This is a genomic window from Brevibacillus sp. NRRL NRS-603, assembly GCF_003013445.1.
GTDB lineage: Bacteria > Bacillota > Bacilli > Brevibacillales > Brevibacillaceae > Brevibacillus > Brevibacillus formosus.
Genome location: NZ_PXZN01000008.1, coordinates 230,310 through 256,924, shown reverse-complemented (window position 1 = coordinate 256,924; position 26,615 = coordinate 230,310). Strand labels below are relative to the sequence as shown.

Annotated in this window: 23 protein-coding genes; 7 read left to right on the top strand and 16 right to left on the bottom strand. The window is 49.4% G+C overall.

The annotated features are described in order from the left end of the window. The first annotated feature begins 72 nt into the window (after positions 1-72). From C7R94_RS04645 to C7R94_RS04620, 5 genes are all read left to right on the top strand, one after another. A complete protein-coding gene (locus C7R94_RS04645) occupies positions 73-1,518 on the top strand; it encodes a YheC/YheD family endospore coat-associated protein (protein ID WP_106778667.1) in 1,446 nt (481 codons plus the stop codon). A 5-nt stretch (positions 1,519-1,523) separates the two neighbouring features. Beyond that, positions 1,524-2,612 carry a YheC/YheD family endospore coat-associated protein gene (locus C7R94_RS04640; protein WP_106778666.1) on the top strand — a complete coding sequence of 363 codons (1,089 nt, stop codon included), beginning with the start codon at positions 1,524-1,526 and terminating at the stop codon, positions 2,610-2,612. A 3-nt stretch (positions 2,613-2,615) separates the two neighbouring features. Further along, a complete protein-coding gene (locus tag C7R94_RS04635) occupies positions 2,616-3,992 on the top strand; it encodes a YheC/YheD family endospore coat-associated protein (protein WP_106778665.1) in 1,377 nt (458 codons plus the stop codon). A gap of 41 nt (positions 3,993-4,033) precedes the next feature. Continuing rightward, the gene (locus C7R94_RS04630) at positions 4,034-5,341 is read left to right on the top strand and encodes a YheC/YheD family endospore coat-associated protein (RefSeq protein ID WP_106778664.1); all 1,308 of its coding nucleotides are present in this window, start codon (positions 4,034-4,036) and stop codon (positions 5,339-5,341) included. A 337-nt stretch (positions 5,342-5,678) separates the two neighbouring features. Further along, positions 5,679-6,461 carry a hypothetical protein gene (locus C7R94_RS04620; RefSeq protein WP_106778663.1) on the top strand — a complete coding sequence of 261 codons (783 nt, stop codon included), beginning with the start codon at positions 5,679-5,681 and terminating at the stop codon, positions 6,459-6,461. Positions 6,462-6,518: 57 nt separating this feature from the next. Here C7R94_RS04620 and C7R94_RS04615 read toward each other — a convergent pair whose 3' ends face one another. The 11 genes from C7R94_RS04615 to C7R94_RS04565 form a co-directional block, all read right to left on the bottom strand. Then, the gene (locus C7R94_RS04615) at positions 6,519-7,025 is read right to left on the bottom strand and encodes a hypothetical protein (RefSeq protein ID WP_106778662.1); all 507 of its coding nucleotides are present in this window, start codon (positions 7,023-7,025) and stop codon (positions 6,519-6,521) included. Positions 7,026-7,279: 254 nt separating this feature from the next. Then, entirely contained in the window at positions 7,280-8,959 is a 1,680-nt protein-coding gene (locus C7R94_RS04610) for an SGNH/GDSL hydrolase family protein (protein ID WP_106778661.1), read from the bottom strand. Between the two features lie 9 nt (positions 8,960-8,968). Continuing rightward, positions 8,969-9,877, bottom strand: coding sequence for a hypothetical protein (locus C7R94_RS04605; protein WP_106778660.1), 909 nt, complete (start codon positions 9,875-9,877; stop codon positions 8,969-8,971). Further along, positions 9,877-10,899: a bifunctional UDP-N-acetylglucosamine diphosphorylase/glucosamine-1-phosphate N-acetyltransferase GlmU gene (gene glmU / locus C7R94_RS04600; RefSeq protein WP_106778659.1), complete on the bottom strand. Its 1,023-nt coding sequence runs from the start codon at positions 10,897-10,899 to the stop codon at positions 9,877-9,879. The genes C7R94_RS04605 and glmU overlap by 1 nt, the downstream gene beginning before the upstream one ends. Further along, the gene (locus C7R94_RS04595) at positions 10,896-11,102 is read right to left on the bottom strand and encodes a hypothetical protein (RefSeq protein ID WP_106778658.1); all 207 of its coding nucleotides are present in this window, start codon (positions 11,100-11,102) and stop codon (positions 10,896-10,898) included. The genes glmU and C7R94_RS04595 overlap by 4 nt, the downstream gene beginning before the upstream one ends. Before the next feature lie 56 nt (positions 11,103-11,158). After that, the gene (gene glmS / locus C7R94_RS04590; RefSeq protein WP_106778657.1) at positions 11,159-12,991 is read right to left on the bottom strand and encodes a glutamine--fructose-6-phosphate transaminase (isomerizing); all 1,833 of its coding nucleotides are present in this window, start codon (positions 12,989-12,991) and stop codon (positions 11,159-11,161) included. Positions 12,992-13,035: 44 nt separating this feature from the next. Beyond that, entirely contained in the window at positions 13,036-14,397 is a 1,362-nt protein-coding gene (locus tag C7R94_RS04585) for a nucleotide sugar dehydrogenase (RefSeq protein ID WP_047070596.1), read from the bottom strand. A gap of 30 nt (positions 14,398-14,427) precedes the next feature. Beyond that, the gene (locus C7R94_RS04580) at positions 14,428-15,219 is read right to left on the bottom strand and encodes a response regulator transcription factor (protein WP_106778656.1); all 792 of its coding nucleotides are present in this window, start codon (positions 15,217-15,219) and stop codon (positions 14,428-14,430) included. Then, complete coding sequence (locus C7R94_RS04575) at positions 15,216-16,658, bottom strand: glycosyltransferase family 2 protein (protein WP_047070594.1); 1,443 nt, start codon at positions 16,656-16,658, stop codon at positions 15,216-15,218. The genes C7R94_RS04580 and C7R94_RS04575 overlap by 4 nt, the downstream gene beginning before the upstream one ends. Before the next feature lie 17 nt (positions 16,659-16,675). Next, positions 16,676-17,866 (bottom strand): HEAT repeat domain-containing protein, encoded by a 1,191-nt coding sequence (locus tag C7R94_RS04570; RefSeq protein ID WP_106778655.1) that lies wholly within the window; start codon positions 17,864-17,866, stop codon positions 16,676-16,678. Positions 17,867-17,887: 21 nt separating this feature from the next. Next, positions 17,888-20,110 (bottom strand): hypothetical protein, encoded by a 2,223-nt coding sequence (locus C7R94_RS04565; protein WP_106778654.1) that lies wholly within the window; start codon positions 20,108-20,110, stop codon positions 17,888-17,890. A 441-nt stretch (positions 20,111-20,551) separates the two neighbouring features. Here C7R94_RS04565 and C7R94_RS04560 point away from each other — a divergent pair, with 441 nt between their 5' ends. After that, entirely contained in the window at positions 20,552-21,466 is a 915-nt protein-coding gene (locus tag C7R94_RS04560; protein ID WP_106778653.1) for an NAD(P)/FAD-dependent oxidoreductase, read from the top strand. A gap of 107 nt (positions 21,467-21,573) precedes the next feature. Here C7R94_RS04560 and C7R94_RS04555 read toward each other — a convergent pair whose 3' ends face one another. The 3 genes from C7R94_RS04555 to C7R94_RS04545 are packed head-to-tail and all read right to left on the bottom strand — an operon-like array spanning position 21,574 to position 23,370. Further along, the gene (locus C7R94_RS04555; protein ID WP_047071263.1) at positions 21,574-22,128 is read right to left on the bottom strand and encodes a peroxiredoxin; all 555 of its coding nucleotides are present in this window, start codon (positions 22,126-22,128) and stop codon (positions 21,574-21,576) included. Between the two features lie 45 nt (positions 22,129-22,173). Next, positions 22,174-22,422 (bottom strand): glutaredoxin family protein, encoded by a 249-nt coding sequence (locus tag C7R94_RS04550; protein WP_047070590.1) that lies wholly within the window; start codon positions 22,420-22,422, stop codon positions 22,174-22,176. A 24-nt stretch (positions 22,423-22,446) separates the two neighbouring features. Further along, complete coding sequence (locus C7R94_RS04545) at positions 22,447-23,370, bottom strand: NAD(P)/FAD-dependent oxidoreductase (protein WP_106778652.1); 924 nt, start codon at positions 23,368-23,370, stop codon at positions 22,447-22,449. A 330-nt stretch (positions 23,371-23,700) separates the two neighbouring features. On the opposite strand from C7R94_RS04545, the gene nhaC reads away from it, so the two are divergent. Continuing rightward, positions 23,701-25,053 (top strand): Na+/H+ antiporter NhaC, encoded by a 1,353-nt coding sequence (gene nhaC, locus C7R94_RS04540; RefSeq protein WP_106778651.1) that lies wholly within the window; start codon positions 23,701-23,703, stop codon positions 25,051-25,053. Here the strand turns inward: nhaC and C7R94_RS04535 are convergent. Further along, the gene (locus C7R94_RS04535; protein ID WP_047070587.1) at positions 25,050-26,264 is read right to left on the bottom strand and encodes a sensor domain-containing diguanylate cyclase; all 1,215 of its coding nucleotides are present in this window, start codon (positions 26,262-26,264) and stop codon (positions 25,050-25,052) included. The two genes, nhaC and C7R94_RS04535, sit on opposite strands and share 4 nt — an antisense overlap. A gap of 27 nt (positions 26,265-26,291) precedes the next feature. Beyond that, positions 26,292-26,606, bottom strand: a complete 315-nt coding sequence (locus tag C7R94_RS04530) for a DUF3870 domain-containing protein (RefSeq protein WP_106778650.1) — start codon at positions 26,604-26,606, stop codon at positions 26,292-26,294. Between the last annotated feature and the right edge of the window lie 9 nt (positions 26,607-26,615).

Below are 26,615 nucleotides of genomic sequence, written 5' to 3'. Positions count from 1 at the left end.
TCTCTACATGGCACCAAACGTTTTGGATGCTCATACCATAGACTAACTTTGCCTGATGGGAAGGGGATACTCATGTCCTACATTCCAACAATCGTTGTCGAAAACGAGAAAATATCGGAAGTAGACCTTTACCTGCCCCAGGCGCACTTGCGCAAATGGAATCTTTCAACACCGTCCACCATCGCAGTCCAGTTTGGGAGCAAAACCCTTTCCGCACGCGTAGGCGGTTGGGAACGGGGAGGCAAAACCTCGGGTAAAACCTTCATTCGACCATCTTTAGCTCAATCACTTCATTTGCCCAAGGGCGTTCCACTCTTAGTCCGTTATGATGCGAGTCAGAAAACACTCGTTTTCGGGCCGTATATAGGTGTTCTTGTTTCGAGCTACAATACAGCGTTCTCGCAAGGACCGTTTGGACACCTAAACTCTTTCTTTCACGAGATGTCCGATATCACCCGTAAACGCGGAGGAATCCTTTGCACATTTCGGCTTCAGGATGTCAACTGGGATGCAGGAATCGTACGCGGCCTCGTTAGAAGAGGAGGCCTCTGGAGACAAACCGTACTTCCGCTTCCACAATGCATTTACAACCGGCTCGTATCCCGCCAACGCGAACGAAGTGAACAGATGGCCAACTGGGTTCAACGCTGCAAGGACGCTTCTATTCCCTTTTTTAACGAGCGTTTTTTGAATAAGTGGCATGTACACGCCGCTCTCGAGAATCAACCGACAGCCTCCGAACATCTTCCCAGCATGGTTCGCTACCTGAAACAGGAAGATCTGCGGCAAATGCTATCCACCTATCGCATCGTTTATGCCAAACCAGCTAACGGTAGCATGGGGCGTGGGATCATTCGAGTTCGCAGTTCTCCCGAGGGATACCAGCTCGCGTTTCCCGGGGGATTACGCAAATCATTTACTAGCTTTCAGGGCTTACATCAGTATTTGCAAAAAAGGATAAAAGGCACATCCTATTTACTGCAGCAAGGGTTACCGTTAATCGGCATCCAAGGACGACCGACAGATTTTCGTGTATTGGTACAAAAAGACCGAAAAGGCGAATGGTCCGTCACTTCCATGGTCGCTCGCCTGGGATTAAACCGCATTGTTTCCAATATATCCAGAGGCGGGCAGATGATGACTCCCCTTCAGGCGCTGCGCGTTTGTGGACCACGGGCAAACGCGATACGACCATCTCCTCAAACGTTACGCGAAGTAGCACTTAAGCTCGCGATCCTATTAGAAGAATCACTGCCTGGGCATTACGCAGAATTCGGAATTGATCTGGGAGTCGATGTCCATGGACGGGTGTGGCTATTGGAGGTCAACAGCAAGCCATCCAAGTCAGCCAAAACAGTTCCGTTGCCTGAGGGGGCCGAAGAGCTACCTCGGCGCGCTCGCCCTTCTGTCGTTCGCATGCTGGATTATTCAGCCTTTCTAAGTGGTTTTCCCCGGACCATTCAACCACAAAAGACGATAAAAAGAAGACCGAAGCGCAACAAAAACAGGCGAAGGTGACCTACATGACAGCATCCGAGAGAAGTCTTGGCATCATGGCCCGGTGCCAAGGCTCCCACTTTGTAGACAAAGGGTATTACAAAAAGCTTACGCTCTATGGACGCAAGCACGGTATTCGCGTCTTCGTTTTTTCACCACGTCAGGTTAACTTTTCCACCCGTATGGTAAAAGGGTTCGAATATCGCAATGGGTCCTGGCACGCAAAAGACTTCCCAATCCCAGCTTTTATCTATGATCGTTGCTTTGTGGGCCCATCTTATCGCCACTATAAACCATTTGTGGAAAAGTTGCAAAACGATCGCAACATTACGTTTTTGGGGCATGGTCTGTCTGGAAAATGGCAGGTACACCAGATGCTCGCTAAGTCCCCTCTCCTCGCCCCGCTGCTACCACCTACTGAAATATTCTCATATCCTGTGCTCCATGCAACCTTGGAAAAATACGGGGCAGCCATCATCAAGCCGATGGCGGGAACTCACGGTATTGGCGTCGTGAGAATCAAAGAAATGCGCACTGGCTATGAAGCTTCTGGACGAAACCGAGACAACAAACCTTTCACTAGGCGAATTCGTGACACTGCCGAATTAAAACGTTTTGTCTCTGTCTTTACTGCCGGCCGCAAGTTCCTGGTACAGCCCTATCTGGAGTTGCATACCCCAGATGGCACCCCATTCGATGTCCGTGTTCTCGTTCAAAAAAACGGGCTTGGTAAATGGGGGATAACTGGCAAAGCTGTGCGCCTGGGAGATAAACGCAGTATTACCTCCAATTTGCACGGAGGAGGGAAAGCAACACTTCTGGCCTCTTTCCTGCCCCTTCACTTCACATCCGCAAAAGCGACACGCATCGAGCAAACAATCAACCGAGTGGCGGAAGAACTTCCCCGTTTTTTGGAAGAGTCACACGGCAGACTCGTTGAGCTAGGAATCGATATTGGCATCGACACCGCAGGTAATGTTTGGATCATCGAGGTAAACAGCAGACCAGGGCGAACCGTTTTTCGCATGATTGACGACCCGACTGCACAACTGCATTCGATTACTCAGCCTGTTCGCTACGCCCACTATCTCATGAAAGAGCGTGTAGGAGGTTAAAGCATGGAAACGTTTAGAATGCGGCTTCGCTTCCTTTCCAACCCCCGTATCAGTGGGATTATCCTGCCAGCTACTCTCTTCCAACAGCTGCAGCTGCGGCAACGCCAAAAAATTAAAGTCTTACTGGGTAAAAAGGAAGTAGTCGCAACTGTCTTACAAGATAAACGCAATCCGGATGCGAACGTCATGAAAGTGACGACGCTCTTGCAAACGGAGCTGGGCATTCCTCACCCTGGCTTGATCCAGCTCAAACTAGAGGGCTCAGCACTCCGAATCGGTCCTTCAATTGGGATCGTTACGACTGGCATAAGACGAGATCCCAAGCAGCCAATTGGCTCTCGCACCTCGTTTTTTTACAATCTGTTACAGGCCCAAGAAGGGAAAGGCGTTTTCTACTATATATTTTCCCCAACCGATGTGGACTGGGAATCCAATACGGTCAAAGCGTGGTTTTTGCGCAGAAACAAGTCAGGCGGCTATTTTTGGAAAAAGCATGTTACCGCCATGCCCGATGTCGTCTATGATCGTATTCCCTCTCGGTCGGCAGAAAAGCATGAAGCCGTTCAGGAATTCAAGTATCGACTCGCCAGTTACCCCAATTTACCAATGTTCAATCAGGGCTTTTTTAACAAATGGGGTGTGCACCAACTGCTGTATCCGAATCCAGAAGTGAATGAGCATATCCCGGAGACTTACACCTCTCCTTCTCTTACAACGGTTCGAAACTTGCTGCGTAAATACCCCATCGTTTATTTGAAGCCTAAAAATGGAAGTCTCGGGTACGGTATTGTCAAAGTGGTTCGCCAGGCAGGCGGTGGCTTTACTGCCTCCTATCATACAGGCAGCGGCAATGTAAAAAAACAATTTTCCAAGCTGTCTAGCCTTTATCAGCATGTCTTCCGCAGTCGTCGCGTCAGTTCGTATCTGGCTCAACAGGGCATTCCGCTCATGACATTCCATGGACGTCCGTTTGATTTCCGTGTTCACTTGCATAAAAATCAACAAAACGAGTGGGTCGTCTCCTGCACGGCAGCCAAGGTTGCAGGTTCTGGTAGCGTAACTACCCACGTACGTACAGGTGGCACTGTTATCCCCGGCGATGACCTGTTGCAGCACCTGTTTGGCAGACAAAAAGCCCTCATGACCCAGCGCATTTCTGACGCCTCGATCCGACTCGCTACCGCAATTGAACTGGCAAAAGGGATTGATTTAGGGGAATTGGGGCTGGACATGGGGATTGATACGCAAGGCCATGTCTGGATGTTCGAAGCGAATTCCAAGCCTGGCCGTTCTATATTCAAGCACGCCCGACTCAGGCAGGCTGATCAAGAATCCCGCAAGCTGCTCGTCGATTATAGCTGTTATTTGGCCAATTTCTAGTCGCACGCGATCTGTACCGTTTTTCAGGAAGGAGGAACACCATGCTTCAGCAGCGCTCCGGGTGGCTGACGATCCTCCCTAGCGGTAGATGGTTCGTACAGTTACCACGGCTAGTCCTTAAACGCTCGCCAAAGCCACTGGTCGCCAGTCTCGGTCCCTTTTCTCATACGAAACGGATATACGCTGGTTTACCTCGCGTGCAAGCAAGCCGTATTCGTACACGCATTAACTGGAAAATGGCGGGCGACTCCCTGAAGCTTGGCCCATTATTTGGCATATTGACCGTTGGTGAAGGGGCAACATTCTTAGGAAATCGCGAGAACTTCAAGGATATTACTAAATCGGGAAAGCAATGGGGTGCACTCGTATATGTGTTCACTCCACAAGGAATCAATTGGGAGAAGAAAAAGGTGCGCGGCTATTTGTACAACAATCGTCTAAACTCGTGGCAAGAGGTGATTCTACCTTTCCCCCATGTGGTTTACAACCGAATTCCGACGAGAAAAGCAGAACGGCGACCTGAAGTCCGAAGAGCACTGAACCGTATCCATGAGATGCCAAATGTCACATTGTTTAATCGCGCCTTTTTTGACAAGCAACAGCTGTTTGCGATGCTTGAGTCTCACCTGGAAGTGCAAGCTTTTCTACCGGAGACGAAACAGCTGGACACCTTGGCTCGCTTTCGAAGCTTTTGCACGGAGCATCGCTTTGTCTACTTGAAACCTGTTCGGGGTAAAGCTGGTCAGGGAATTATGCGCATTGATTTCAAAAACGATAAGTGGTTCCTGCAACGGTTAAAGGAGCAAAAGGCCATTACTCGCCGCTTTTCCAATTTGAATGATGTATGGAAGCACATTCGGCTTCATGTTAAACAACAGAAGTACATCATGCAGCAAGGTATCCGCCGTGCCCGCTATAACGGCAAACCTTTTGATGTGCGCGTCCTCGTACAGAAAGATGGTGAGGGCGAGTGGAGCGTAACCGGAGTTGGCATCAGAAGGTCTGGCTCGCAAAGCATCACCACTCATGTACCACGGGGAGGCTCGATCCACTCGTTATCAACCGTTCTGCAAGCTTTGTTCAAAAATAATCCCGAGCAAATGGAAAGACACATTCACGAAACGGCGCTCGCCATTGCACGGTCTTTAAATGCAGAATGGACGGATTTGGCTGAGATGTCGATGGACCTTGGGTTGACAGAAGAAGGAAAGCTATGGCTCTTTGAAGCAAATGCAAAGCCGGAGAAATTCGATGAACCATCGATCCGACGATTATCATTAGCGAATTTGATCCACTACGCACAGCATGTCTCCCGCTTGCAAAACAAGCGAGGCATTGCCGCAGGATAAGGGAGTCGAACAGCACTAGCTGATTCACAGACGACCTTGGTGCGATTTGCCCGTCAGGAAGGGGAACGGCGCATCACCCAACGAACGACTGGCTGACGCGATTGACCCCTAGGCTGTTGGCTCATAATGGGTCAATCCTTCCTGGTTGTAGATAAACGCTACCGCAATAGGTGAATCGGCATGCTGGGCTGTACGCGCGGGTAGCACTGAACAATGAGGCAAGTCTCACATGTTGTTCTAAAGGAACATGCCGTTTAAACTCCGGCATGTTTTTTTCGTTTCGAATGCATGACCTGATCAACCTTGGAAAAAATACTCCATGGAGGTGGTCTTAACCATGACCTACACAAATAACAATATGATGCAATCCCAGCAACAACCCCAATTTTTCGGAGCAGTAAGCCCTGCAGGTTCTATGTTCCAACCAGGCTTCGCCGGAACCAACGTACAAGAAGTACAGTATTGGAACCAAGGCGGTCATGCACAATCGCTTGGAGCTCCTTCATCTGCTGTATCCTTCGGTGGCGGAGTTGGTGGTGTCCAATCCATCTTTTCCCCAGGCTTTGCGAATACCAATGCGCAAGAAGTAAGACAGCAAAATGCTAGCTATCCAGCACAACAACAGCAACAACAATTTGGTTTTGGTCAAAATCAGGCATCCCAGTACATCCAGGCGCAGCCATCGTATCAACCAGCATTTGGTGGCGGAGCTAACGCGGTCTTTTCTCCTGGCTTTGCTGGAACTAATGTTCAAGAGGTTCAGGCGCGAAATCAAGCTGGCTATAGCAACTTCGCGGGTCAAACTGGCTTCGCTGGACAAACTGGCTTCGCTGGACAAACTGGCTTTGTGAACCAAGCAGGAAACGCTGGCAGCATCTTTTCCCCAGGCTTTGCCGGAACCAATGTTCAAGAAGTACGCCAATTGAACAACACCGGCTTCGGTCTGCAAGCACAGCAGCCTCAACAGCAACAGCAGACTTTTGCTAATACACTCGGCATGGGAGCACAATCTGTCTTCACTCCCGGTTTTGCTGGCACGAATGCACAAGAGGTGCGCCAATTGAATGCACCAGGTCAGGTTGCTCCACACACAGGTTCAATCTTCCCTGGCACTTTCTAAATGAGAAAAGCGTGACCATCCATCGCGACGGTCACGCTTTTTAATATGGGTGATAGTTCAGCGGTGTACATTTTCCCAAATCGCCTGATACACGGCGTGCAAATCTTGCAGACTCTGTTCATCGACTGTAAAAATAATACTGCCAAACACGTAGGCATCCTTCCGCACGCAGCTCCATCCATCCCCGGTTGATTGGAACTGCGCCTCCACACACGCCTCCGTTTGATCCAGCAGTTGCCGTACCGCAACATGCTTTTCCAACGATGGTCGATATTTTTCCATCACTTGCGCAAGGCGTTCATCCTGACGTGCCAGCCGATACAAGGCAAGCTCAATCTGGAGCCAGCAGGTCACATAAAAATGGAACTCCAAAAATAACGTGTGTACGGCTGCACGGATTTTATCGTGGTCACCAGCTTCCAAAGCAGCGCGTGCTTCCTGTTTTTTCTCCTGAATCAAGTCAAAATGACTGACTGCTCCGCGGTAAAACTTGCGCACCACGTTGTACAACATCTCTGGAGTACGCTGCGGAAGATTTCCATGTCGGTTTTGCACATCTCGCATGGCTTATTCTCCTCTTTCCGACACTCGTTTACTTCTATTGCACGTTCAAAAAGTTGGCTTTTCAGCACCGAGAAAATGGCGAGAACCGAACGAAGGAGGAGCGGAGTGTAGGTAATCTACATGAGCACCAGACTTCGGAGGTGAACGCCATTTTCGATGCCGAATTAGCTTTCTTTACTACTTCGTGATCAAAAGACGACTTTTTGAACAACCTCTTCTATTGTACAACAACAATGGTGCACGATGCAGGCAGCCTACTCTTTCCCATTTTTCCAGTAGTCATAGGCATGTACGGCGAGCCCCCAATACGAGGAGTACCGATCCAGTGCTTTTGTCACCAGATCCAGCTGCCGGTCCATTTCGCCCATGCCTTCCTCGTGAAAGGAAATCCCGTTCCCTTCGTGGCTCTCTTTCGTTTCCACGGCGACGACCAGCTTTTTCTGGAGGCTCTCTGCGTACTTCATCTGATTTTCAACCAAGCCGATGATGCCAGGAGCGCGATCGCGAAATGCCATCAAGGTCGTATGATCAAGCTGTTTAATCATCCAATGCGAAAACGGCAATTCAGGCTGACCCGGAGTCGGTGTCTTGTCCAGCCATGCGGCGAGATCGACGCTTGCTTCCAAGGATGTTTCTTTCTTGGTCTCTTCGACAAACGCTTCGATGTTGCCCATCCACTGGCGCAAGACCTTCTCTTTATCCTCGCGCCAGACAGGAAGAACGTACGGCTCAATGTCTAAGTGAATGCCGTGAAACTGCTCTTCTGTCGAGACAGCCTCATTGTAAGCTTTCACCCAATTCACGAGCTTCATGATCTTGCTCCGACTTTCAGACAGAGCCCAAATCGGATGACCGCCCATCGCATGAACCTCGATACCCGCTTCACGAGCCTCTCTCACGAAATCGCGATAATAGGAAGTCGGCTGTTCCAAATCTAGACGAACATAGAGGAGATTCACCCCGTTTTGTTCCGCAAAGGAGAGAATCTCCTCCTTTTCCGTGCCAATCAATTCTGCACGCCATATGTAGGTGCCTTTGTAGCGTTGCTTCGTTGTTGGGGGCAGTGGAGTCGCCTCCTTCCAGTAGCGATAATCGTGAATCGCGACACCAGAGAAGGACGGATGCTGTGCCAAATGTGCTTGCAATTGCTCTAATTGCTGGTTCATGAGAGCCGGGCCTTCCTCTGCAAAAGAAGTGTGGTCTTCATCCAGCGGCTTCATATTCACAGCCACCAAGACACGTGTCTCTAATTCATCCGCTTCCTTCATTTCCTGATCAATCAAATTCAGGATGCCGTTTTGACCAGAAAGGGTGTCACGATACGCCATGATACATACCGTATCAAACTGGCTGATCATCCATTTGGACAGAGACATCTCTTCTTGCCCCGGAACAGGAATATTGTCCAGCCAAAATGGAATGGCTGCACTGGCAACCAAATCCTCATCTTTTGACACCTCGGCTGTGAACACCTGCACATTGGCTTGCCATTCACGGATAATCCGCTTCTGATCGGTCTCCCAAAACGGCAAAAGATACGGCTCGATGTCTAACTGAATCCCGCGAATACGCTCATTCTTCTGCGCTTCACGGTTATAGCTTTTTACCCAGTGGACGATGTTCATCATCCGCTTTTCATTGCTTTTGAGTGACCACGCCGGATGGCCGGCTACCGCATGAACCTCGATCCCCATCTCTGTCGCTTCGCGGATAAAATCGCGGTAGTAATCATAGGGCTTGTTCATTTCGATTCGCAAGTAAACGAGATTAATATCGTTACTTTTGCAGAAATCGAGAATCTCTTGTTTCTCTCTTCCGATCATTTCGGATTGCCAGATCCATGTTGCTTTACTCTTCTTCTCCGCGGGGGAAAAGCCGAACAGAAAGCCGACCGTCAGGCAGAGAACACTCAAATAGATGCGCGCAGCTTTCATTCGTCAAAGTTACTCCTCTCGTTGACTTGCGTGCTTCCAGCTCTCGTAATCATGGATCGCACTTCCTGCAAACGCCGGATTGTTTGACAGCTCCTCCTGTAAAATGGCCAACTGGTTGTTCATCTCTTCTGTGCCCTCTTCATAAAAGCTCACATGAGCGCCTTCCATCGTCTCCATGATGTTGACGCCAACAATGACCGACCCTTTTTTGCGTACATTGGCATCATCGACGATCTTTTCTACGATTTCGACGATCCCATTTTGCCCAAGGGCTTGATTGCGGTAGGCCATTAGCGTAATACTGTCGAGTCGCTGTACCATCCAGTTGCTCACTTTTTCATCACTGTCAGGGACGTTTACGGAGTCGATCCAAAAAGGCAAGTCGGCACCGACAGCGAGATCCGTATCCTTCTTCGTCTCCGCTGCCAGATAGCTGACGTTTTTCAGCCATTGCCGGACGATTTCTGCCTGGTCTTCCTTCCATGCAGGCAACAAATACGGCTCGATATCGACGTGAATCCCCGAGAAGCGTTCATCTGGCTTGGCACTGCGATTGAATGCCTTTACCCAGGAGATCAGGTCGTCGATGCTCTCTCGATTCGCTGTTAATGCCCAATTTGGGTCACCGCCAAGTGCCTCTACCTTGATGCCTGCCTGGTTGGCTTTTTCAATGAAGGTACGATAGGTCTCTGGCGCAACACCTGCTGGTTCAACGTGAAGATAGATCAGGTTGATGTCGTTCTTCTCGGCAAACTCGATCATTTCATCGGTTTGGGTCTCCATTTGCTTGGCATTCCATATCCAGGTTGCTTTTGTCAGCGGAGAGCGGGTGTTTGCCAACGACAGCATGATAGTCGAAGCTACTGTCACAAGGAGCAGCGCTATCCACAGCCAGCTATAGCGACGAAGTACCTGCATCAGTGCTGATCGGTACCGTACTGTTGTGTCGTCGCTCCCACTCCAGCAAAAGCCCGCTCACCAAACGTACTGCCGTCAACCGCTGAAAACGGCTGAATTCTCGTGTAATCCTCGATGCTCTTGTTTTTAACTAGCGCGTGCGGCCCGATCTGGCAGCCTTCACCGATCTTTGTGTCGCCAAAAAGGCAGGTTCCCGGATAAAGCACCGTATCACGCCCGATCATTACGTCCGAGTCGATGTATGTCGAGGCCGGGTCTATCATCGTAACTCCGTTTCGCATATGGAAATCGTTGATTCGCTTGCGCATCAGCTGTTCCAAATCTGCGAGCTGCACACGATCATTGACGCCATTGCCTTCTTCGGGATCATCCGTTGCAAACGCCGCTACCAAGTGACCTTGTTCTTGCAATAGCCCCAGAACATCCGGCAAGTAAAACTCCCCTTGCGCGTTTTCGTTTGAGACCATCGGCAGCATCGAAAACAGCTTTTGATTGTCAAAGCAGAAGATTCCGGTGCTGATCTCGTTCACCTTTTTTTGACCCAAGGTCGCGTCTTTTTCCTCGATAATTTTACGGACATCGCCGTTCTCGTCGCGAATAATCCTGCCATAGCCTGTAGGCTCGTCCACAATGGAGGTCAAAACCGTAGCTGCTGCTTGTTTGAGCTGGTGATACTCAAGCAAACTTCGCAACGTCTGTTCTTGTACGAGTGGTGTATCGCCATTCATGACAATCGTCACGCCATCCTGCGCTCCAAGAATTTCGTGGCTCATCCAAACAGCATGAGCGGTACCCAGCTGTTCCGGTTGATACGCATACTGAACGCGGTTTTTCAACTGCTCTTTGACTACTTCGGCTCCGTGACCGACAACGACGACCAGATGGCGAAGCGACAAGGCTTCCAATGTCTCTACGACATGCTCAATCATCGGCTTTCCGCAGATTGGATGCATGACCTTGTAGAGCGAGGACTTCATTCTGGTTCCTTTTCCTGCTGCGAGTACTACTGCATGTATGTTCATCCTATCGCCTCCGTCTTGGTCAGCTCCCCTTTTGCAAGCTGACCTTGTTGGATTTGCTGATCGAAGTATGGTTTCAATTCATAGGTCAGTGTGTCAATCATCATGCTCAAATTAATGTCTTTCCTCTGCACGCCCAGCTGATAGGCCTGAAGCATAATCTCCAGTAATTTCTCCTGATTCAACGTCCGCTTCGAGGTTTTCATTCATCTTTCCCCCTTTTTCCTTCCTCTCTTCACTTCATAACGACTGACGTTTGTGTTTACTCAACTGTTACACTTTTGGCCAAGTTCCGTGGACGATCTACGTCATTGCCAAGCGCAACAGAAGTGTAATAGGAAATGAGCTGGAGGGGGATCACGCCTAAAACCGGCGTAAACAAGGCATCTGTCTGCGGAATCAGGCAAACATCATCAACCGAGCGATGCAGCTCTACATGTCCATCTAAGGTAATACCAAGAACCTTTGCTCCACGGGCTTTTACTTCTGTAATATTGCTGATCATTTTCTCATGGAGCTCATCCTGTGTAGCCAAGGCGATGACTCTCGTTCCCTCTTCGATCAGCGCCAGCGTGCCGTGCTTCAGTTCCCCTGCCGCATACGCCTCCGAGTGAATATACGAGATTTCCTTCAGCTTGAGTGAGCCTTCCATCGATACTGCATGATCGAGTCCTCGTCCGATGAAAAACAGATGCTGCTCGTCCTTGATCGATTCAGCGAAATGACGTATCTCATCCGCATGTGCGAGAATATGCTCGACTTGATCCGGGAGGGCTGTCAGTTGGTGAAGCAGTGAGACACGGGTGTCATCGTCCAGTGTTCCCTTCGCTTGCGCCAAATAGATACCGAGCAAGTAAAACGCAATTAGCTGTGAGGTATATGCCTTTGTTGAAGCAACCGCGATTTCAGGTCCTGCATTTGTCGTAATCACGTCATCAGCATCACGGGCAATCGAGCTACCGACTACATTCGTAATCGCGAGTACTGCTGAGCCGTTTCGTTTGGCTTCACGCATAGCTGCCAATGTATCTGCTGTCTCCCCTGATTGACTGACGGCAATCGTAAGCGTATTGGACTGAAAAAGTGGGCGACGGTAACGAAACTCCGACGCTACATCCACTTCTACCGGAATCTGTGCCAGTCGCTCGATCACATGCTTGCCGATCAAGCCCGCATGATAAGCGGTACCGCATGCGACAATGTAGATTTTCTCCACACGCTTGGCATCCGCTTCCGATAATTGAAGAGTAGGAAAAATAACCTTTTGCTGTGCAGCATCGATTCTACCTGTCATTGTATTGCGCAGGGCACGCGGCTGCTCGTAAATTTCCTTTTGCATATAGTGTGCAAAGCCGTCTTTTTCCGCTTGCTCCTTGTCCCACTCAATCCGCACCAGCTCTCGCTCGACTGGCTCAGTCGTATCCAGACGCATGACGTGAACGGAATCTTTGGTCAAAATTGCCAAGTCTCCGTCTTCCAGAACGTACACATCACGCGTATGCTCCAGGATCGCCGGGATATCAGAGCCGATGAAATTCTCATTCTCCCCTACCCCGATAATCAACGGGCTCGCCATGCGAACTGCTATCAGCTTGTCAGGTTCATGCTCCGTCATCACACCGAGGGCAAATGCTCCGCGAATTTTGCCAGCGACCTTCTGCACCGCTGCAACCAGGTTGTTGTCGTATTCCTGCGCCAAGAGATGCACGATGACCTCTGTGTCTGTCTCCGAAGTAAACGTCACGCCTTTTTCGATCAACTCCTGCTTGAGATCCAGATAGTTTTCGATAATGCCGTTATGCACGATCGAAAACTTGCCGGATTGATCAAAATGAGGATGAGAGTTTTCGTCAGACGGTCGTCCGTGTGTCGCCCAGCGCGTATGACCAATGCCGATGGAGCCCTGCAAGCCGGATTTTTGGGTTTGGCTCTCCAGTACGTCAATTCTGCCTTTTGCCTTGCGAATGCCGATCGTTTCCCCGTCACAAATCGCAATACCCGCTGAATCGTAGCCTCTGTATTCCAGCTTTCGCAGCCCATTGATTAAAATCGGCTGCGCTTCCCTGTTCCCGATATATCCCATAATTCCGCACATGTTTTCGGTTCCTCCCTTGTTGCGTATAATGTTCGAACTTTGTATTATGCAAGCAAGCTGACAACTTCCTTCTCCTGCTTGATAGCCACGGAGGTTCCGATGCGATACACATTCGGATTCGTGATGCCCTCAAACGCATTTCGTGTATCGATAATGGCCACGCCCAAATCCGCCAGCTCCTGATAGGCAAAGCATTGGTGATTCGTAATGAGCACCATGCAATCGTAAGTCTTGAACGCCTCGTAGTCATTGGCGATGGAGTGGACGATCTCGCCTTTTTTATTCACAAAGCTCTGCGCATACGGGTCGTAATAGTCAACAGTTGCTCCGCTATTGGTGAATAGCTCGTAAATCTCCAGCCCTGGTGATTCCCGCAGGTCATCTACTTCCGGCTTGTAGGCCATGCCGAGAATCAAGATGCGCGAGCTGTTGATCGCTTTGGCGTAAATGTTGAGCACCTGTGCCGTCTTGTTTCGCACATAGTCCGGCATGTTGTCGTTAATCGATTGAGCGATCTCAATAAATTGGCTGTGAAAACGAAAGCCCTTGGCCTTCCACGACAAATACATCGGATCGAGCGGTATGCAATGCCCACCGATTCCGGGTCCCGGGTAAAACGGCATGAACCCGAAAGGCTTGGTCGATGCGGCCTTGATTACTTCCCAAACATTGATGCCCATTCTGTCGCACATCATCGCCATCTCATTCATGAAGGCAATATTGACGCTGCGGAAGGTGTTTTCCAAAAGCTTGGACATCTCCGCCACCTTTGGCGAGGAGACCGGCACGACAGTTTTGACCAAGCTGCCATACAAGAGTGTGCCTAACTCCATGCAGCGTTCTGTCGTCCCGCCGATTACCTTTGGCGTATTGTACGTACTGTATTTGCGATTGCCCGGATCGACCCTCTCCGGCGAGTAGCAGAGGAAAAAGTCGATGCCAGCCCGATAGCCCAGCTTTTCAAATTCGCGCTGGATCAGCTCCTCCGTCGTTCCCGGATAGGTTGTGCTCTCCAGGGTAATGAGCATTCCTCTTTTCATGAATCGCTTGATTTGCTCGACAACGTTTGTAATGTAAGAGGTATCCGGGTCCTGATTGGGACTGAGTGGCGTCGGAACGCAAATGCTGATCGCATCCAGCTCCTCGATGACGCTATAATCAGTCGTTGGAAAAAAGCGGTTGGTCGCGAGGCATTCCTGCAAGGTTTCATTGGAAATATCCTGGACGTAAGACTCTCCTCTTTTCAGGCTCTCGATTTTTCCGCCATGCAGATCGATTCCGACTACGGTATAACCGCTCTTGATTGTCTCTACCGCCAGCGGCAGCCCTACATACCCAAGCCCAATGACACCCACTCTCGCTGTCTTTTGTTGAATCTTCTGTTGCAGTTCCTCGTATCTCGCCATCCTCGGTTCTCTCCCTTTCTCTTTCTAGAATTATAAAATTAGCCTTTTCACCCTGGCTTCCAGTTCTACCGGGGAGAATGGTTTGGTAATGTAGTCAGATGCTCCCATTGCAAATGATTTTTGCACATCTTCTTCCAGACGTTTGTCTGTGAGCACCATAATTTTGCTCATAGAAGCGCTGATATGCTTGATTTTTTCCATGAGCTGGTATCCATTGAGGATAGGGAGATTCAGGTCGGTAATCACGAGATCAGGGGCGACCTCCTGATATTTTTCCATGCCATCCATCCCGTCATTGGCTACCGTAACGAGATACCCTTTGCGCTGAAAGTAGATGCTCAAAAACTCGTTGACAGTCTTATCATGGTTAACCAGCAAAATACTTGCCGGCTCCTCTTTTGGAGCGGGATTCTGCTCGTAAATCTTGATTTCCCCATGAGCGCCTGACTCTCTCATCTCTTGGATCATCCGCATCAGCATTTGACCGGACGAGCGAGAGCTTTCGGGAAAACTCGCAATCAACAGGCTGCCTGCTAGCAGTTTGTGCTCTTGCAAATAGTCTTTGACACGCAAAGCATAGAAATGGGTGTTCGAAAGCTTCTGTCCTTCCAGCAGGATTCCGAAGAGCTGCTTGTTCTTGTCATACGCATAGTGCAAGGCAACCTCGGAGCCGTCTCCTGAACGAGTGCCCAAGTCTTGCTTGATCAGCTCGATTGACTCTTTCGTGAGGGTTTTGCAAGCTGCCAGAATAACCCCACACGCCAATTGTTTCTCCTCCATCTTGCTCAGATGCTCGTAAAAAACTGGTACGAGATTACTCATGATCTAGCCTCCAAACTTGAAATGTTTTCGCTTCCCTTCGTCTGCCAGCTCGTCCGCGTCATCGTTCCCCAGGAGTTGTTGTTGCGCAAAAATTCAATATGACCGAGGAATCTCCAGATGACGCCGATTTGCCGATAGCCGAAGAACATCAGAATCGTATAGAAAAGCATTTTGACAATGTCCCGAAAACGCGGATACCGTCGAAACGCGATTTCCTCCAGCAATAAGGAGCCTATGCCAAGCAGCACGCCATACAGCACATTGAGCAAGCCGTAGAGTAAGAGGACGTAGCCGTTGGTCATATCCAGCAAGGTGTACCCGATGAGGGCCAATAGACCTGTGATGCGAAAGTACGGATTCAAGGTTTCAAACAAGATATTGAACGGTAGCGTAAGCATCCCGAACAGCTTGTACTTGGGGCGAAACACCATGTGTCTGCCGTACTCAATCATGTTTTTCAGATTGCCGCGTCCCCATCTGCGCCGTTGACTGCCCAAGATTTTCAGCGTATCCGGCGCTTGTGTCCAGCAGACCGCATCGGGGCAAAATGCCACACGGTACGGCAGCTTGTTTTCCAGCATGTACTTGTGCAGCTTGATGATGATGTTCATGTCTTCACCTGGATACCCCTCACGATAGCCGCCTACCTTGATGATGTAATCCTTGCGAAAAACACCGAACGCACCCGAGACGATAATCAATCCGTTGATTGCGCTCCAGCCGATCCGTCCCCCGAGAAACGCCTTGAGGTATTCGACGGATTGCATCATCGGCAAAAACTTGTCTGGCAAACGAATGTCTTTCACGACACCGTCTTCGATCTTGCAGCCGTTGGCAATGCGGATATCTCCCCCGATGGCAACTGTTTCATCCGGGTTTTCCATATACACCTTCGCAATGCGAATCAGCGCGTCTTTTTCCAGCAAGGAATCTGCATCAATGGATGCGATCAACGGATAGTGGGAGAGATTGATCCCCGCATTGAGCGAGTCAGCTTTTCCTCCGTTCTCTTTGTCGATCAAATACAGATTCGGAAAAGCCGGATTGTGGTAGATTCCCCTGATGTTCGACGTATGCAGAAGCGGCTGCAACGGCATGTGCTCGGAGTAAACCAGTGAAAACTCGTCAATCAATACCTGCAAGGTAGCATCCTTCGATCCATCGTTGACTACGAGCACCTCGTAGCGCGGATAGTTCAAGGATAAGAGCGACCTTACATTTTCAATAATCGTCAGCTCCTCGTTGTATGCCGGCACGAGAATCGAAATCGGCGGAACGTGCTCAGAGCCTGAAAGTGTCTGGAATCTCGAATAGATGGAGCTTTTTAAGATTCCCATGATGCTCTTGAACGAGAACAGCATGATGATGAAGTACAGAGAGTTGATCGTGATGACGTAATAGATCGCAAACACACCGTAGTAAAGTAGAAAATCTCTCATGGCAGCCTCCTTTCGCTCTATCTTTCCAGTGCCTGAACCGTGGAGATCGTTTTGCGGTACGACTTGCGGTACAGATGCAGCTTTTCGTTGTATTGCACGAGCTTCTCTGTCGCTGTTGCAGTCCCACCCTGAAGAACCATCTTTTCTTTTTCCAGCTCCTCCTGGATCACTTGATGAGCCATCTCGCTCTTATGACCGTTTCTCTCTTCCTGCAAAATTTCACACAGGGCAGCAAAGCCTTCGACCTCTAGCTGCGCCAGGCTGCGTGCACTGTGATGACGAACCCACCAGTTCGCATCGCCCACCGCCTTTTTCAGCAAGGCGATGTACGAATACAATTTCAGTGAGCCAATTGCTTTCGCTGCCATTGCCCGAATTTCCCAATCTTTGTGGTTCATAAAATCCGTGACTGCCTGCTCATTCATATAGCGGATATCCCGACTCATAAGCTTTACTGCCTTGATTCGGACTTCCTTGTCAGGAGACTGAATGAGCTGGTATAACGCAGGCTCAATGCCGGGCTGGGCATGCACGGCGTAGCCTATCAGTCCGATTTTGACCAGTTCAGAATCGGATTCTTGTAAAAACTGTGCGAAAAGCGGTGCTGTATCCACCTGCGCGTCACTGATGATGTCCACGATAAGCTGGTGGACATTTTTCTTCGCTCCGACAACGTGGGTCACCATTTCCCGCAAATCTTCTGTGTTGCGTGCACATTTGGCGACGGAGCGCGCAATGATAAAAACACTGGTGTCATTCGTGTTTTTTTGCAGGAGGGTGAGTAGTGCAGGTACGGCGAGCTTGGAGCGCATGATCCCCAAATTGTAAGCGGCATCCACTCTCGTCCATTTCCACCAGCCATTTAGTCTTTGCATGTCCAGCTCTACGAGTCCCATATCCTCGCAGAGCCAGATCAGCTTGTCCCGATGAATGCCTGTGACTCGCTCCATCAGCTCAAACAGCTTTTTCTGAATGATTTGCTTTTCTTTTTGCGTCACATCGCCATAAGGCACTTGCAAGCGCTCCTCTTCTTCCCCGTGTGCTTGCAGGTAAACGAAGTAGTCGCGATATTTTTCCAGACAACGCATGGTCTGTTTCTCCACCGAAATGTTGCGCAGCTTCAGTGCGAACAAGACAAGCAAGCCTAGCACTGTCAATCCACATAGCGCGTACAGAAAAACAATTGCCGTCGCCAATGGTGTTTGCACGTTTGCCACTCTCCTATCCAATCAAGGCTGAGTCCCGATCTTCACCGGAGCCTCAATCTCATGGAATGCTTTTTTTAGTATGGAATAGCTCTGTTTTTTGCGTTCGTGATAGCCGACCTGCTCCCAGCCTTGCCATGTATACATCGGGAGCTTCGTCACTGCATAAGCGTTTTGCCCGACGATTTGTTTCGTCGCTGTATCCACCAGGAGCGGTAGGATGCGAATGCCTTTCGTCGTCTTCGTCGTGAAGCTTTTGCCGTCATCTTCATAGCTCATGACGGACAAGGAGCTCGGGTCTGTAAATCCAAGCAGCATCCACGGTACTCTCAGCTCTACCACTTTGCCCTTTGCTTGCCAGGCGGTTCGTGAATCGTACTGCGGGTCTTCGGCATCTGTCGTTCCCCGGATTAGCTTGCCGACCTCGACTTCCTCCAACGGATAGTACTTCTTGCTGTCTGGCGGCTCCATCTCCAGGCTAACAGCCAGCTTCCACGGCTTGAAAATCCCGGAATTGTCTTTTTTCTCCTCTTCCTTGACCGCAAGCATGCCATAGCGTTTTCCGTATAAGCGTGCATGAAAGTCGTAATTGGCAGCGATTTGAATCTGGCTCTCGTCTGCTTTTCCCAACGTGATCAATGTCTCTAGCCCCTCATCCAGCGTCAAGCCGGGAAGCTGAGCCGCATGCTTGTTCCCGCCAGGAAGCGTATCAACGCCCACATAGAGCTGTTGTTTTGCCGGGTCAAACTCTTCCTTCAATTGAGCAAGGAAATAGACATACCCTTCATCATGTGTCATCCAGATTTCCTCGACACCCGGGACTTGAACATCGAGGCGTTGCTTCTCTTCCGGTACGAGCTGATCCCAATCTGTGCGATTCCCGTCGATGGTCAGCACGCCTTCTTTGTTCGGATACATGCCGAGGACTCCAAACAGAGACTCGTTGGTCAACACGTTGACCCACAGGGAGCGCCGATCTTCCGGCAACTCAAAACGCATCGTGTTCCACGTTTTTTTGAACCACTCGTCCTGCCAGACGAATACGATTGCTCCTGCATACCCCTCCTGATGAATTTCTTGCAAAAGATCGACATCAATCTCTCCCTGCTGCTTTTCTGAATGACCACCCTGATTGCGCCCCAAATTGCCCAGATGGGCGACTCCCACCGATGCCGGGACCCCGAATTCCGTCACCATGATCGGCATGTTTTTGTGATACTGCTTCAGTTGTCGCAAATACGCTTTGTACGTATCGATTTGCCCTGCATCGTTCTTTAGCTGTTGCAGGGTAGTGTCGTAGCGGAAGAAATCCGGATAATACGGGTACACGTGATAGGAAGCGAAGTAGCCTGCGTCCCATTGCGTCGGCTCTATATGGGTAGGATCGACACTGACCAAATCTTCGTGATGGATCGGCTCTCCCGGATGCGATAAGGGGTCTGTTGTCACCCAATTGGTGAAGGTCATCGGATGCTGCCAACCGTATTTGCTCTCCTCCACTGCGACGGTATCCACCATTTCAGCAAGCCATGTCTCAAAAGCAGTTGCATTCGGCGTCGCGTGGAAGTACTTCCCTTGATAGGGAGCCACTTTTTGATGCAGGCGGTTGGTGTTTCGCACCATCACGGGGTCCCACTCGGTCCCTGTGTGCCATCCGATCAAGTATTTGCCTGCATTGGCACGGTATGTACCGCTTGCCTTTCCCGATTTTTCCGGCAGGGTGATATCTCCGTAGACAGCGCCGACTGCATCCTTGATTTCCTGTCGAAACTCCTCGCGAATCTCTGGCAAATAAGCGTCTTTCTTTTCAATCAACAGCTCTTCTGGACTCCAAATGCCCTGCATCAAATAGAGAGGGTCCCCTTCTTTGCGCCGATTGTAATCAACCAGTGCTTCATAAAAGACAGGAGAATGGATGGTATACACACGAATGACGTTCGCTCCCATCTCGTCGATCATTGCGAACCAGCGCATGTAATCCTCTCTTGTTATGGGAAGCTCACCCGGATAATGACCCGGTAGCGATGCCCCCAAATTGACGCCTTTCGCAAAAAAGGGCTGCCATTTCTGATTCTGATAGACTTCGAACAGCTCGCCACTTGCGCGAAATTTCAATTGAGCACCTGTAGTCGTCTCCATGCTTTCGACTCGATCTGCTGCCCAAAACCACCAGAAGGCACTTACCCCCACCACGACCAGCATGGTCAGGCTCATCCAGCGCCATCTTCTCTTTTTTGTTGGCTCCATTTCTCGTCAACCTCCGATATGTTGCCACGTCACAGTCATTGTAAACATAGGGAGCAAATCGTTCCCATAGACAAAATTCACTATTGTGCCTTTTTTAGATTTGTCATGAAAATGTAATATTGGGGCGGATTCACCTCCATCGTCCTACGTTTTTTGGAGGGAAGTCCTGCAACCGGGACGGTCTTCTGGCCCACACTTTTTCTCAATTAGGTATATTTTCGCTTCCTTTTTTTTCCTTTTCGCTTGTGAAAATGGTAGGTTGCTACTATTTGGAAGAGGATGAATTTTGCCGATATAGGGGATTATTTTACAAAAAGAATACAAAGTGTTTCTCGCCTTGATTCTTAGGAAGCTTTGTTTATAATAGATATAAAGGGTCTCTAATAGTTTTTTTGACGCTTAATTAAGGATATAAGGAATCTATAAAGGTGGTATTAAAGCATGAATCAACTTATCGATGTAGGGATTATTGGCGGCGGACCAGCAGGTATGAGTGCCACTCTCGCACTTGGCAGGGCAAGAAAAAACGTGGTCGTTATCGATGAAGGCCGTCCGCGGAATCGCGTTACACGTGAGTCACATGGCTTTCTTACGCGAGACGGCATCACGCCGAGTGAATTTCGTCGCATTGCAAGAGAGCAAATCAGCGCTTACTCCTCTGTTCACTTTGTGGAGGATACAGCTGTAACGATCACGGGACACGATGGAAATTTTCTCATTTCGACTGCACAGGGAACGACCTATCAAAGCAAAAAGCTGTTGTTCGCAGTGGGAATGAAGGATCTTCCTTTGCCTGTTAACGGATTGGCAGAAGTGTATGGAAAAAGTGCTTTTGTCTGCCCTTATTGTGATGGATGGGAATTACGCGACCAGCCACTTGTCTTGATTGCCAACGGAGAGAAAGCATTACATTTGGCAAAAATGCTCTCTGGTTGGACCCAGCAATACACCATCTGCACCAATGGACCAGATGGATTCACAGAAGAACAAAGGTTGGAGCTGTTGCAGCATCGCGTTCCTGTCTATGACTCCCCGATTGAGCGAATTGTATCTATCGATGGGATGGTACAGCGCGTTGACCTTGCAGATGGCGATAGCATTTCGTGCAAGGGGATCTTTTTTGCTCCAAAACTCGCGGCTGGATCTGAGTTGCCGCAAGCATTAGGCTGCCAGGTAACGGAAGCAGGTACGGTCATCGTCGACAGCTTTGGGAAAACGAGCGTACCGGGTGTCTACAGTGCAGGCGATGCAGCTACTACACAATACCAAGTGATAACTGCTGCTGCTCTAGGTTCTGCCGCTGGAATGAGCATCAACAACGAGCTGCTTTCAGAGGCATGGAATCATCAAAGTTAGCTCCATCCCTCCTCGTTCCTTCCATAAAAAAAGACAATCCCTCCGTCTGCAATAGATGGGTGGGATTGTCTTTCTTCTATATTATAGAAGCAATGCTTTTTCTTTGATTACAGCGTCTTCTGACCTGGCTTCCAGTTCGCCGGGCACAGACCGCCAGCCTGCAGAGCTTGCAAAATACGAGTTGTTTCTGTCACGCTGCGGCCTACGTTCATGTCCGTAACTACTTGGTAGCGCAGAATGCCGTCTGGATCGATGATGAACAAGCCACGGTGAGCTGCACCGGTCTCTTCGTCCAGGACGCCATAAGCTCGTGCCGTCTCTTTTTTGAAGTCGCTCGCGAGCGGGAAGTTTACTTCACCGATGCCGTTTTCATCGCGAGGTGTTTTGATCCATGCCCGGTGCGTATGTACGCTGTCCGTGGATACCCCCAGCACTTCGCAATCCAAATCTTCGAACTCTTCCATGTTGTCGCTAAACGAAGTTACCTCTGTCGGGCAAACGAATGTGAAGTCGAACGGCCAGAAGAACAAAATCAGCCATTTTCCTTTGTAATCAGCCAGCGACACACGTTCTTCCAGTGTCTCGAGGTTTTTCGTTGTAACCATGTTAAAGTCAGGTGCTGGTTTTCCTACTTGAAGTTGTACAGTTTGCTGTGTTGTCATTGCTGTCATGATAAATCTCTCCTTTTATATTGTATTTGCTAAAATTTACTTCGCTGTCTCTTCCAATGCTGCCAGTGCTTTTTTGATACGTGTCGGGTTGAAGCCCAAAATTTGCTTTTCACCAATGACTGTCAAGGGAACGGACATCACGCCCAAACGGCTCAGCTCCTGGCCGTACTCTTCTTTTTCATCGATATTGCGCTCTTCGAAAGAAATGTTTTGTTCTGTCAAATACGTCTTTAATTGCTTGCAGAAGTTGCAATTTGTGCTGGAGTATACGATTGCTTGTGCCATGTTTGTTTCTCTCCTTTTCTTCTATTATTTGTACTGTGGAACAACCTTGGAGCGCTTGTTGATGTATTTGTCTACAGCCATAGCCGCAATGGCACCATCTGCCGCAGCGACTACTGCTTGCTTCACAGGTGTTTTGCGCACCTCTCCCGCTCCAAATACGCCTGGAACAGAAGACTGCATGAACTCATCTAGAATCATAAATCCTTCCTCATCGAGGGGAACTTGTCCATCCAAGAAATCGGTACCCGGCTTGCTGCCAGACAGGAAGACGAAGACCCCGTCTACGGAAAGCATTTCCTCCGTTCCTTCTGCCGTGCGAATGCGCAACCCTTCGACCGCCTTTTCTCCCACGATTTCCAATGGGCGCGTGCGGAAACGCATTTCCGTGTTCGGCAGTTCAGGTAGTTCATCTACTCCTTGTAGATCAGCGCGCGGCACCAAGAAAGTGATCTTGTCCGTAAATTTGGTCAGTGCATGCGCTTCTTCCAATGCTTCCTCCGAATCACCGATGACCGCAACATGCTTGCCTTCATAAAAAGCTCCGTCACATGTCGCGCAAGTGCTCACTCCTCGTCCGAGCAATTGCTCTTCTCCTGGAAGTATACGGTTACGCCCTTTGGAACCAGTCGCTACGATCACGGCCTTTGCTTGGAAAGTACCATGAGCCGTGAAGATGCTTTTTTCCTCATCCTCTACATCTACAGCAGAAATCGTCGTCTGGATGAATTCTGCACCGAAGCCCTCCGCTTGTCTGCGCATTTTATCCAGCAGTTCTTTCCCAGTCATCTCGCCTTCAACCCCTGGGTAGTTGGCAATTTTATGTGTCAGGGCAAGCGCCCCGGTTCCGGGTGCCTTATCGATGACGAGCGTCTTTAGATTTCCACGAGCTGTATAAATGGCAGCGGAAGCACCAGCTGGTCCTCCCCCGATGATGATGACATCATACATGAACGGCTCCCCCTTTCCTTATTATCAAATTGTAATTATTATCAACTAGGAACAATTATCATTGTACTTGATATAATTTTAAAGTCAATATCTTTTTATAATAATTTTAATTAAGAGTTCTAAGATTCGTCCCACTCGGCACCCCACATACTTGTCTGTATTATTTTACGATTCCGAATTCACTTCATCTCGTTGACGAAACAAATAAATCAGGATAAAGTACCACTAACACTTGAACGCACAAAAGCCAAAAAGCAAGAAAGCACAAAAGTACGAAAGTAAAATGTACCTTCTCACTGCTTCAGCCTGATTTAACAAGGAGTTGCCATTATGAATAAGCCATTATCTTTTTCACAAAGTATTTGGGTGCTTGTCACCGTATTCGGAATCTTGTTTCCTGCCCTTTTCTGGGGCAAAGTTGAGCCGCATATGCCGCTCTTCCTCGCAACCATAGGGGCTGCCACTCTTCTCTTCCTGTTCGGCGTTCCGTGGAAGCAAATGGAGGAGGGCTTGATCAAAGGCATTCAAACCGCGATCGCCCCCATGCTGATTCTTTCCTTAATCGGCATTTTGATCGGGGTATGGATGATGAGTGGAACCGTTCCGATGATTCTGCACCTCGGCATTTCGCTCATCTCACCGGAGTACTTCACACTCTCCGCCCTGTTTCTGACGGTGATCGTCTCAACTGTTACAGGAAGCTCTTTTACCACGATCAGTACGGTAGGGGTCGCTATGATGGGGGTCTCGACTGCACTCGGACTTGATCCGTTGATTACAGCCGGAGCCATTATTTGTGGGGCTTGCTTCGGGGATAAAATGTCGCCACTCTCTGACACAACCAACTTTGCAGCAGCCATTGCAGGCGTTTCCTTGTCGGAGCACGTCAAGTTCATGTCACGCACTGCCGTTCCTGCCCTTGTCATTACCGCGATTTTCTTCGGAATTCAAGGACAAAGCGCCAGTGTGAATCTAGACGCCATTCAAGGAATCCAGCTTGCTTTGGAACAAAACTTCTCGCTTAGCCTCTTATCGCTGCTGCCAGCATTCGTCGTCCTGTTATGCTCAGCGCTGCGAAAACCGATTTTGCCTACATTGGTATTCGGGATTTTGAGCGGGATTGTCACAGCTGCTCTTTCCGAAGGAGTTACCTCTCCGGTCGAATGGATGACTGTCATGCAAAAAGGCTTCACCAGCAATATCGCCAATGAAGCCGTTGCATCGATTGTAGACCGCGGTGGACTGTTGTCGATGACCTGGTCCCTCGCCTTGATTTTGATTGCCTTGTCTTTAGGCGGTATCCTGCAATACAGCGGTGTGTTTCATGCACTCTTTTCCGGATTCATCAATCGAATCAAACGAGACGCTGAGATGATCGGACTTGCCGGATCTTCTTCTATTCTCGTAAATCTGCTGACAGGAGAACAATATTTGTCCATCCTGCTCCCTGGGCAGATGTTTCGTGAAGCATTCGCAGCTCGCGGAATGGCGGGCAGACGACTGTCTCGTACTCTCGAAGACTGCGGGACACTCGTCAACCCACTCATTCCATGGGGGGTAAGTGGCGCATTCTTTACTGCTACCTTGCATGTATCCACACTGGAATACTTGCCTTACGTCATCTACCTGTGGATCTCACCAATTTTGACGTTTCTATTCGCCATGCGTCGGCAGAAAGCTTAGCCGGCTGCATACACGGTCGTACAGTTTTTCCCTTTGCGCTTGGAGCGGTACAGTGCCTCATCTGCTGCCCGCTTCAAGCCATCTGCCGTGTTTGCGTCTTGAGGATAGCGCGCAATGCCAACACTGACCGCTATCAAGATGCAGCAATCGTCCTGTATTAAGGGGCGCAACCGCAAATATTCCCGGATGGCATGCGCTTTTTCCTCCGCCATCTTCATGGACGATCCGGGGCAAAGCAGCATGAACTCGTCTCCCGCATAACGATACGCAGTATCCTCTGGCCCCGCCACTTCTTTCATCGCTTCGGCAATTTGTTTAATCAATGCGTCCCCTGCATGATGACCATAATGGTCGTTCACCGCTTTTAAGCTGTCTGAATCCAACATGATCAAAGAGACAGACGCATCCTCTTCACTCAGCAGCTTTTCCAAATCACGATGGAACGCACGATAGTTCGCAATTCCTGTCAGCTCATCCTGAAACGACATCTGGTACATTCGCTCATACAAACGCGCCGTTTCGATAGCACTTGCTACCTGAAAACCAATGATTTTCAGTAGTTCCTCGTGCTCTTTTTTATAGGCGAATTCGCGATAAGACTGGGCAGAAATAACGCCTTTAATCTGATTCCCCAGCATGAGTGGAACAAAAATGCATGTATTCGTATCAATTTCCGGGCTCCCCCAGCGGATCATTTCCGGCTCGCTTGGCTCGTTCTTCATCGTCTTGATGTGGATGGTTTCCCGTGTATCAATCACTTTGGACACCATCGCTTGCCCATAAGGAATCGTGAGCGGACCATAATTGACCCCATTATCGATGCTGATCGGAATCCTGATCTCACTGTCGCCTTCATCATAAAAGGCAATAAAGAACGCATCTGCACGCATCACGCGCGAGACCAGTTCGAATGCTTTCCACAAAATTTTGCATTCCTCAAATGTTTTGGCAAAAATGTGGCTGAGATCGTGCAAAATCTTCATATGCTCGGAGATCCACATCATTTCGGTTACCTTATTTCGCAGCTCCACAATCTGCTTCAGCAGTTCTGCATGCAAGGCACTGTCCTGTTCCGACAGCATGCTGTCTACCTCACGAGATAACGCTTCAACCTCTCCAAGCTCGACTTCTTCTATGTTGCCAAGCCATTGGCTATAACGCTCCAACAACTGTCTTGCATACGCTTCTCTAACGTCGTGCTTCTCATGCATAGTAAACCCTCCGGCTATTGGGTAGCTTTACGCTTTTTTTTCATGATATCGCTCAATAGCTGCACGGATGGCTTGCAAGACAGCTCCCTGACCAGGTGCTAAAAAACGTTCTTGGATCGCCTTCGTGATATCCTGCATGCCATCTGCAACTGTCTTGCCTACAAGCAAGTTCACCAAAAACTCGCTCGTCTTGTCCATGACAAAGGTAAAGCTGGCGTCGCAAATCACTTCGGCGTCTACATCAATGATGAGTACACAGCCTACCATGGTAGAAACCTCGTACAAGGTAGTTCCCTTGGGGATTTGGGCGAAGCCTGCTGTCAGTACCGTATTTCTGTTCATCCAGTCGTC

Excerpts from the sequence above, each read along its gene's own strand:
- C7R94_RS04645 (WP_106778667.1), top strand. The coding sequence starts at position 73 with ATGTCCTACATTCCAACAATCGTTGTCGAAAACGAGAAAATATCGGAA.
- C7R94_RS04640 (WP_106778666.1), top strand. The coding sequence starts at position 1,524 with ATGACAGCATCCGAGAGAAGTCTTGGCATCATGGCCCGGTGCCAAGGC.
- C7R94_RS04635 (WP_106778665.1), top strand. The coding sequence starts at position 2,616 with ATGGAAACGTTTAGAATGCGGCTTCGCTTCCTTTCCAACCCCCGTATC.
- C7R94_RS04630 (WP_106778664.1), top strand. The coding sequence starts at position 4,034 with ATGCTTCAGCAGCGCTCCGGGTGGCTGACGATCCTCCCTAGCGGTAGA.
- C7R94_RS04620 (WP_106778663.1), top strand. The coding sequence starts at position 5,679 with ATGACCTACACAAATAACAATATGATGCAATCCCAGCAACAACCCCAA.
- C7R94_RS04615 (WP_106778662.1), bottom strand. The coding sequence starts at position 7,025 with ATGCGAGATGTGCAAAACCGACATGGAAATCTTCCGCAGCGTACTCCA.
- C7R94_RS04610 (WP_106778661.1), bottom strand. The coding sequence starts at position 8,959 with ATGAAAGCTGCGCGCATCTATTTGAGTGTTCTCTGCCTGACGGTCGGC.
- C7R94_RS04605 (WP_106778660.1), bottom strand. The coding sequence starts at position 9,877 with ATGCAGGTACTTCGTCGCTATAGCTGGCTGTGGATAGCGCTGCTCCTT.
- glmU (WP_106778659.1), bottom strand. The coding sequence starts at position 10,899 with ATGAACATACATGCAGTAGTACTCGCAGCAGGAAAAGGAACCAGAATG.
- C7R94_RS04595 (WP_106778658.1), bottom strand. The coding sequence starts at position 11,102 with ATGAAAACCTCGAAGCGGACGTTGAATCAGGAGAAATTACTGGAGATT.
- glmS (WP_106778657.1), bottom strand. The coding sequence starts at position 12,991 with ATGTGCGGAATTATGGGATATATCGGGAACAGGGAAGCGCAGCCGATT.
- C7R94_RS04585 (WP_047070596.1), bottom strand. The coding sequence starts at position 14,397 with ATGGCGAGATACGAGGAACTGCAACAGAAGATTCAACAAAAGACAGCG.
- C7R94_RS04580 (WP_106778656.1), bottom strand. The coding sequence starts at position 15,219 with ATGAGTAATCTCGTACCAGTTTTTTACGAGCATCTGAGCAAGATGGAG.
- C7R94_RS04575 (WP_047070594.1), bottom strand. The coding sequence starts at position 16,658 with ATGAGAGATTTTCTACTTTACTACGGTGTGTTTGCGATCTATTACGTC.
- C7R94_RS04565 (WP_106778654.1), bottom strand. The coding sequence starts at position 20,110 with ATGGAGCCAACAAAAAAGAGAAGATGGCGCTGGATGAGCCTGACCATG.
- C7R94_RS04560 (WP_106778653.1), top strand. The coding sequence starts at position 20,552 with ATGAATCAACTTATCGATGTAGGGATTATTGGCGGCGGACCAGCAGGT.
- C7R94_RS04555 (WP_047071263.1), bottom strand. The coding sequence starts at position 22,128 with ATGACAACACAGCAAACTGTACAACTTCAAGTAGGAAAACCAGCACCT.
- C7R94_RS04550 (WP_047070590.1), bottom strand. The coding sequence starts at position 22,422 with ATGGCACAAGCAATCGTATACTCCAGCACAAATTGCAACTTCTGCAAG.
- C7R94_RS04545 (WP_106778652.1), bottom strand. The coding sequence starts at position 23,370 with ATGTATGATGTCATCATCATCGGGGGAGGACCAGCTGGTGCTTCCGCT.
- nhaC (WP_106778651.1), top strand. The coding sequence starts at position 23,701 with ATGAATAAGCCATTATCTTTTTCACAAAGTATTTGGGTGCTTGTCACC.
- C7R94_RS04535 (WP_047070587.1), bottom strand. The coding sequence starts at position 26,264 with ATGCATGAGAAGCACGACGTTAGAGAAGCGTATGCAAGACAGTTGTTG.
- C7R94_RS04530 (WP_106778650.1), bottom strand. The coding sequence starts at position 26,606 with ATGAACAGAAATACGGTACTGACAGCAGGCTTCGCCCAAATCCCCAAG.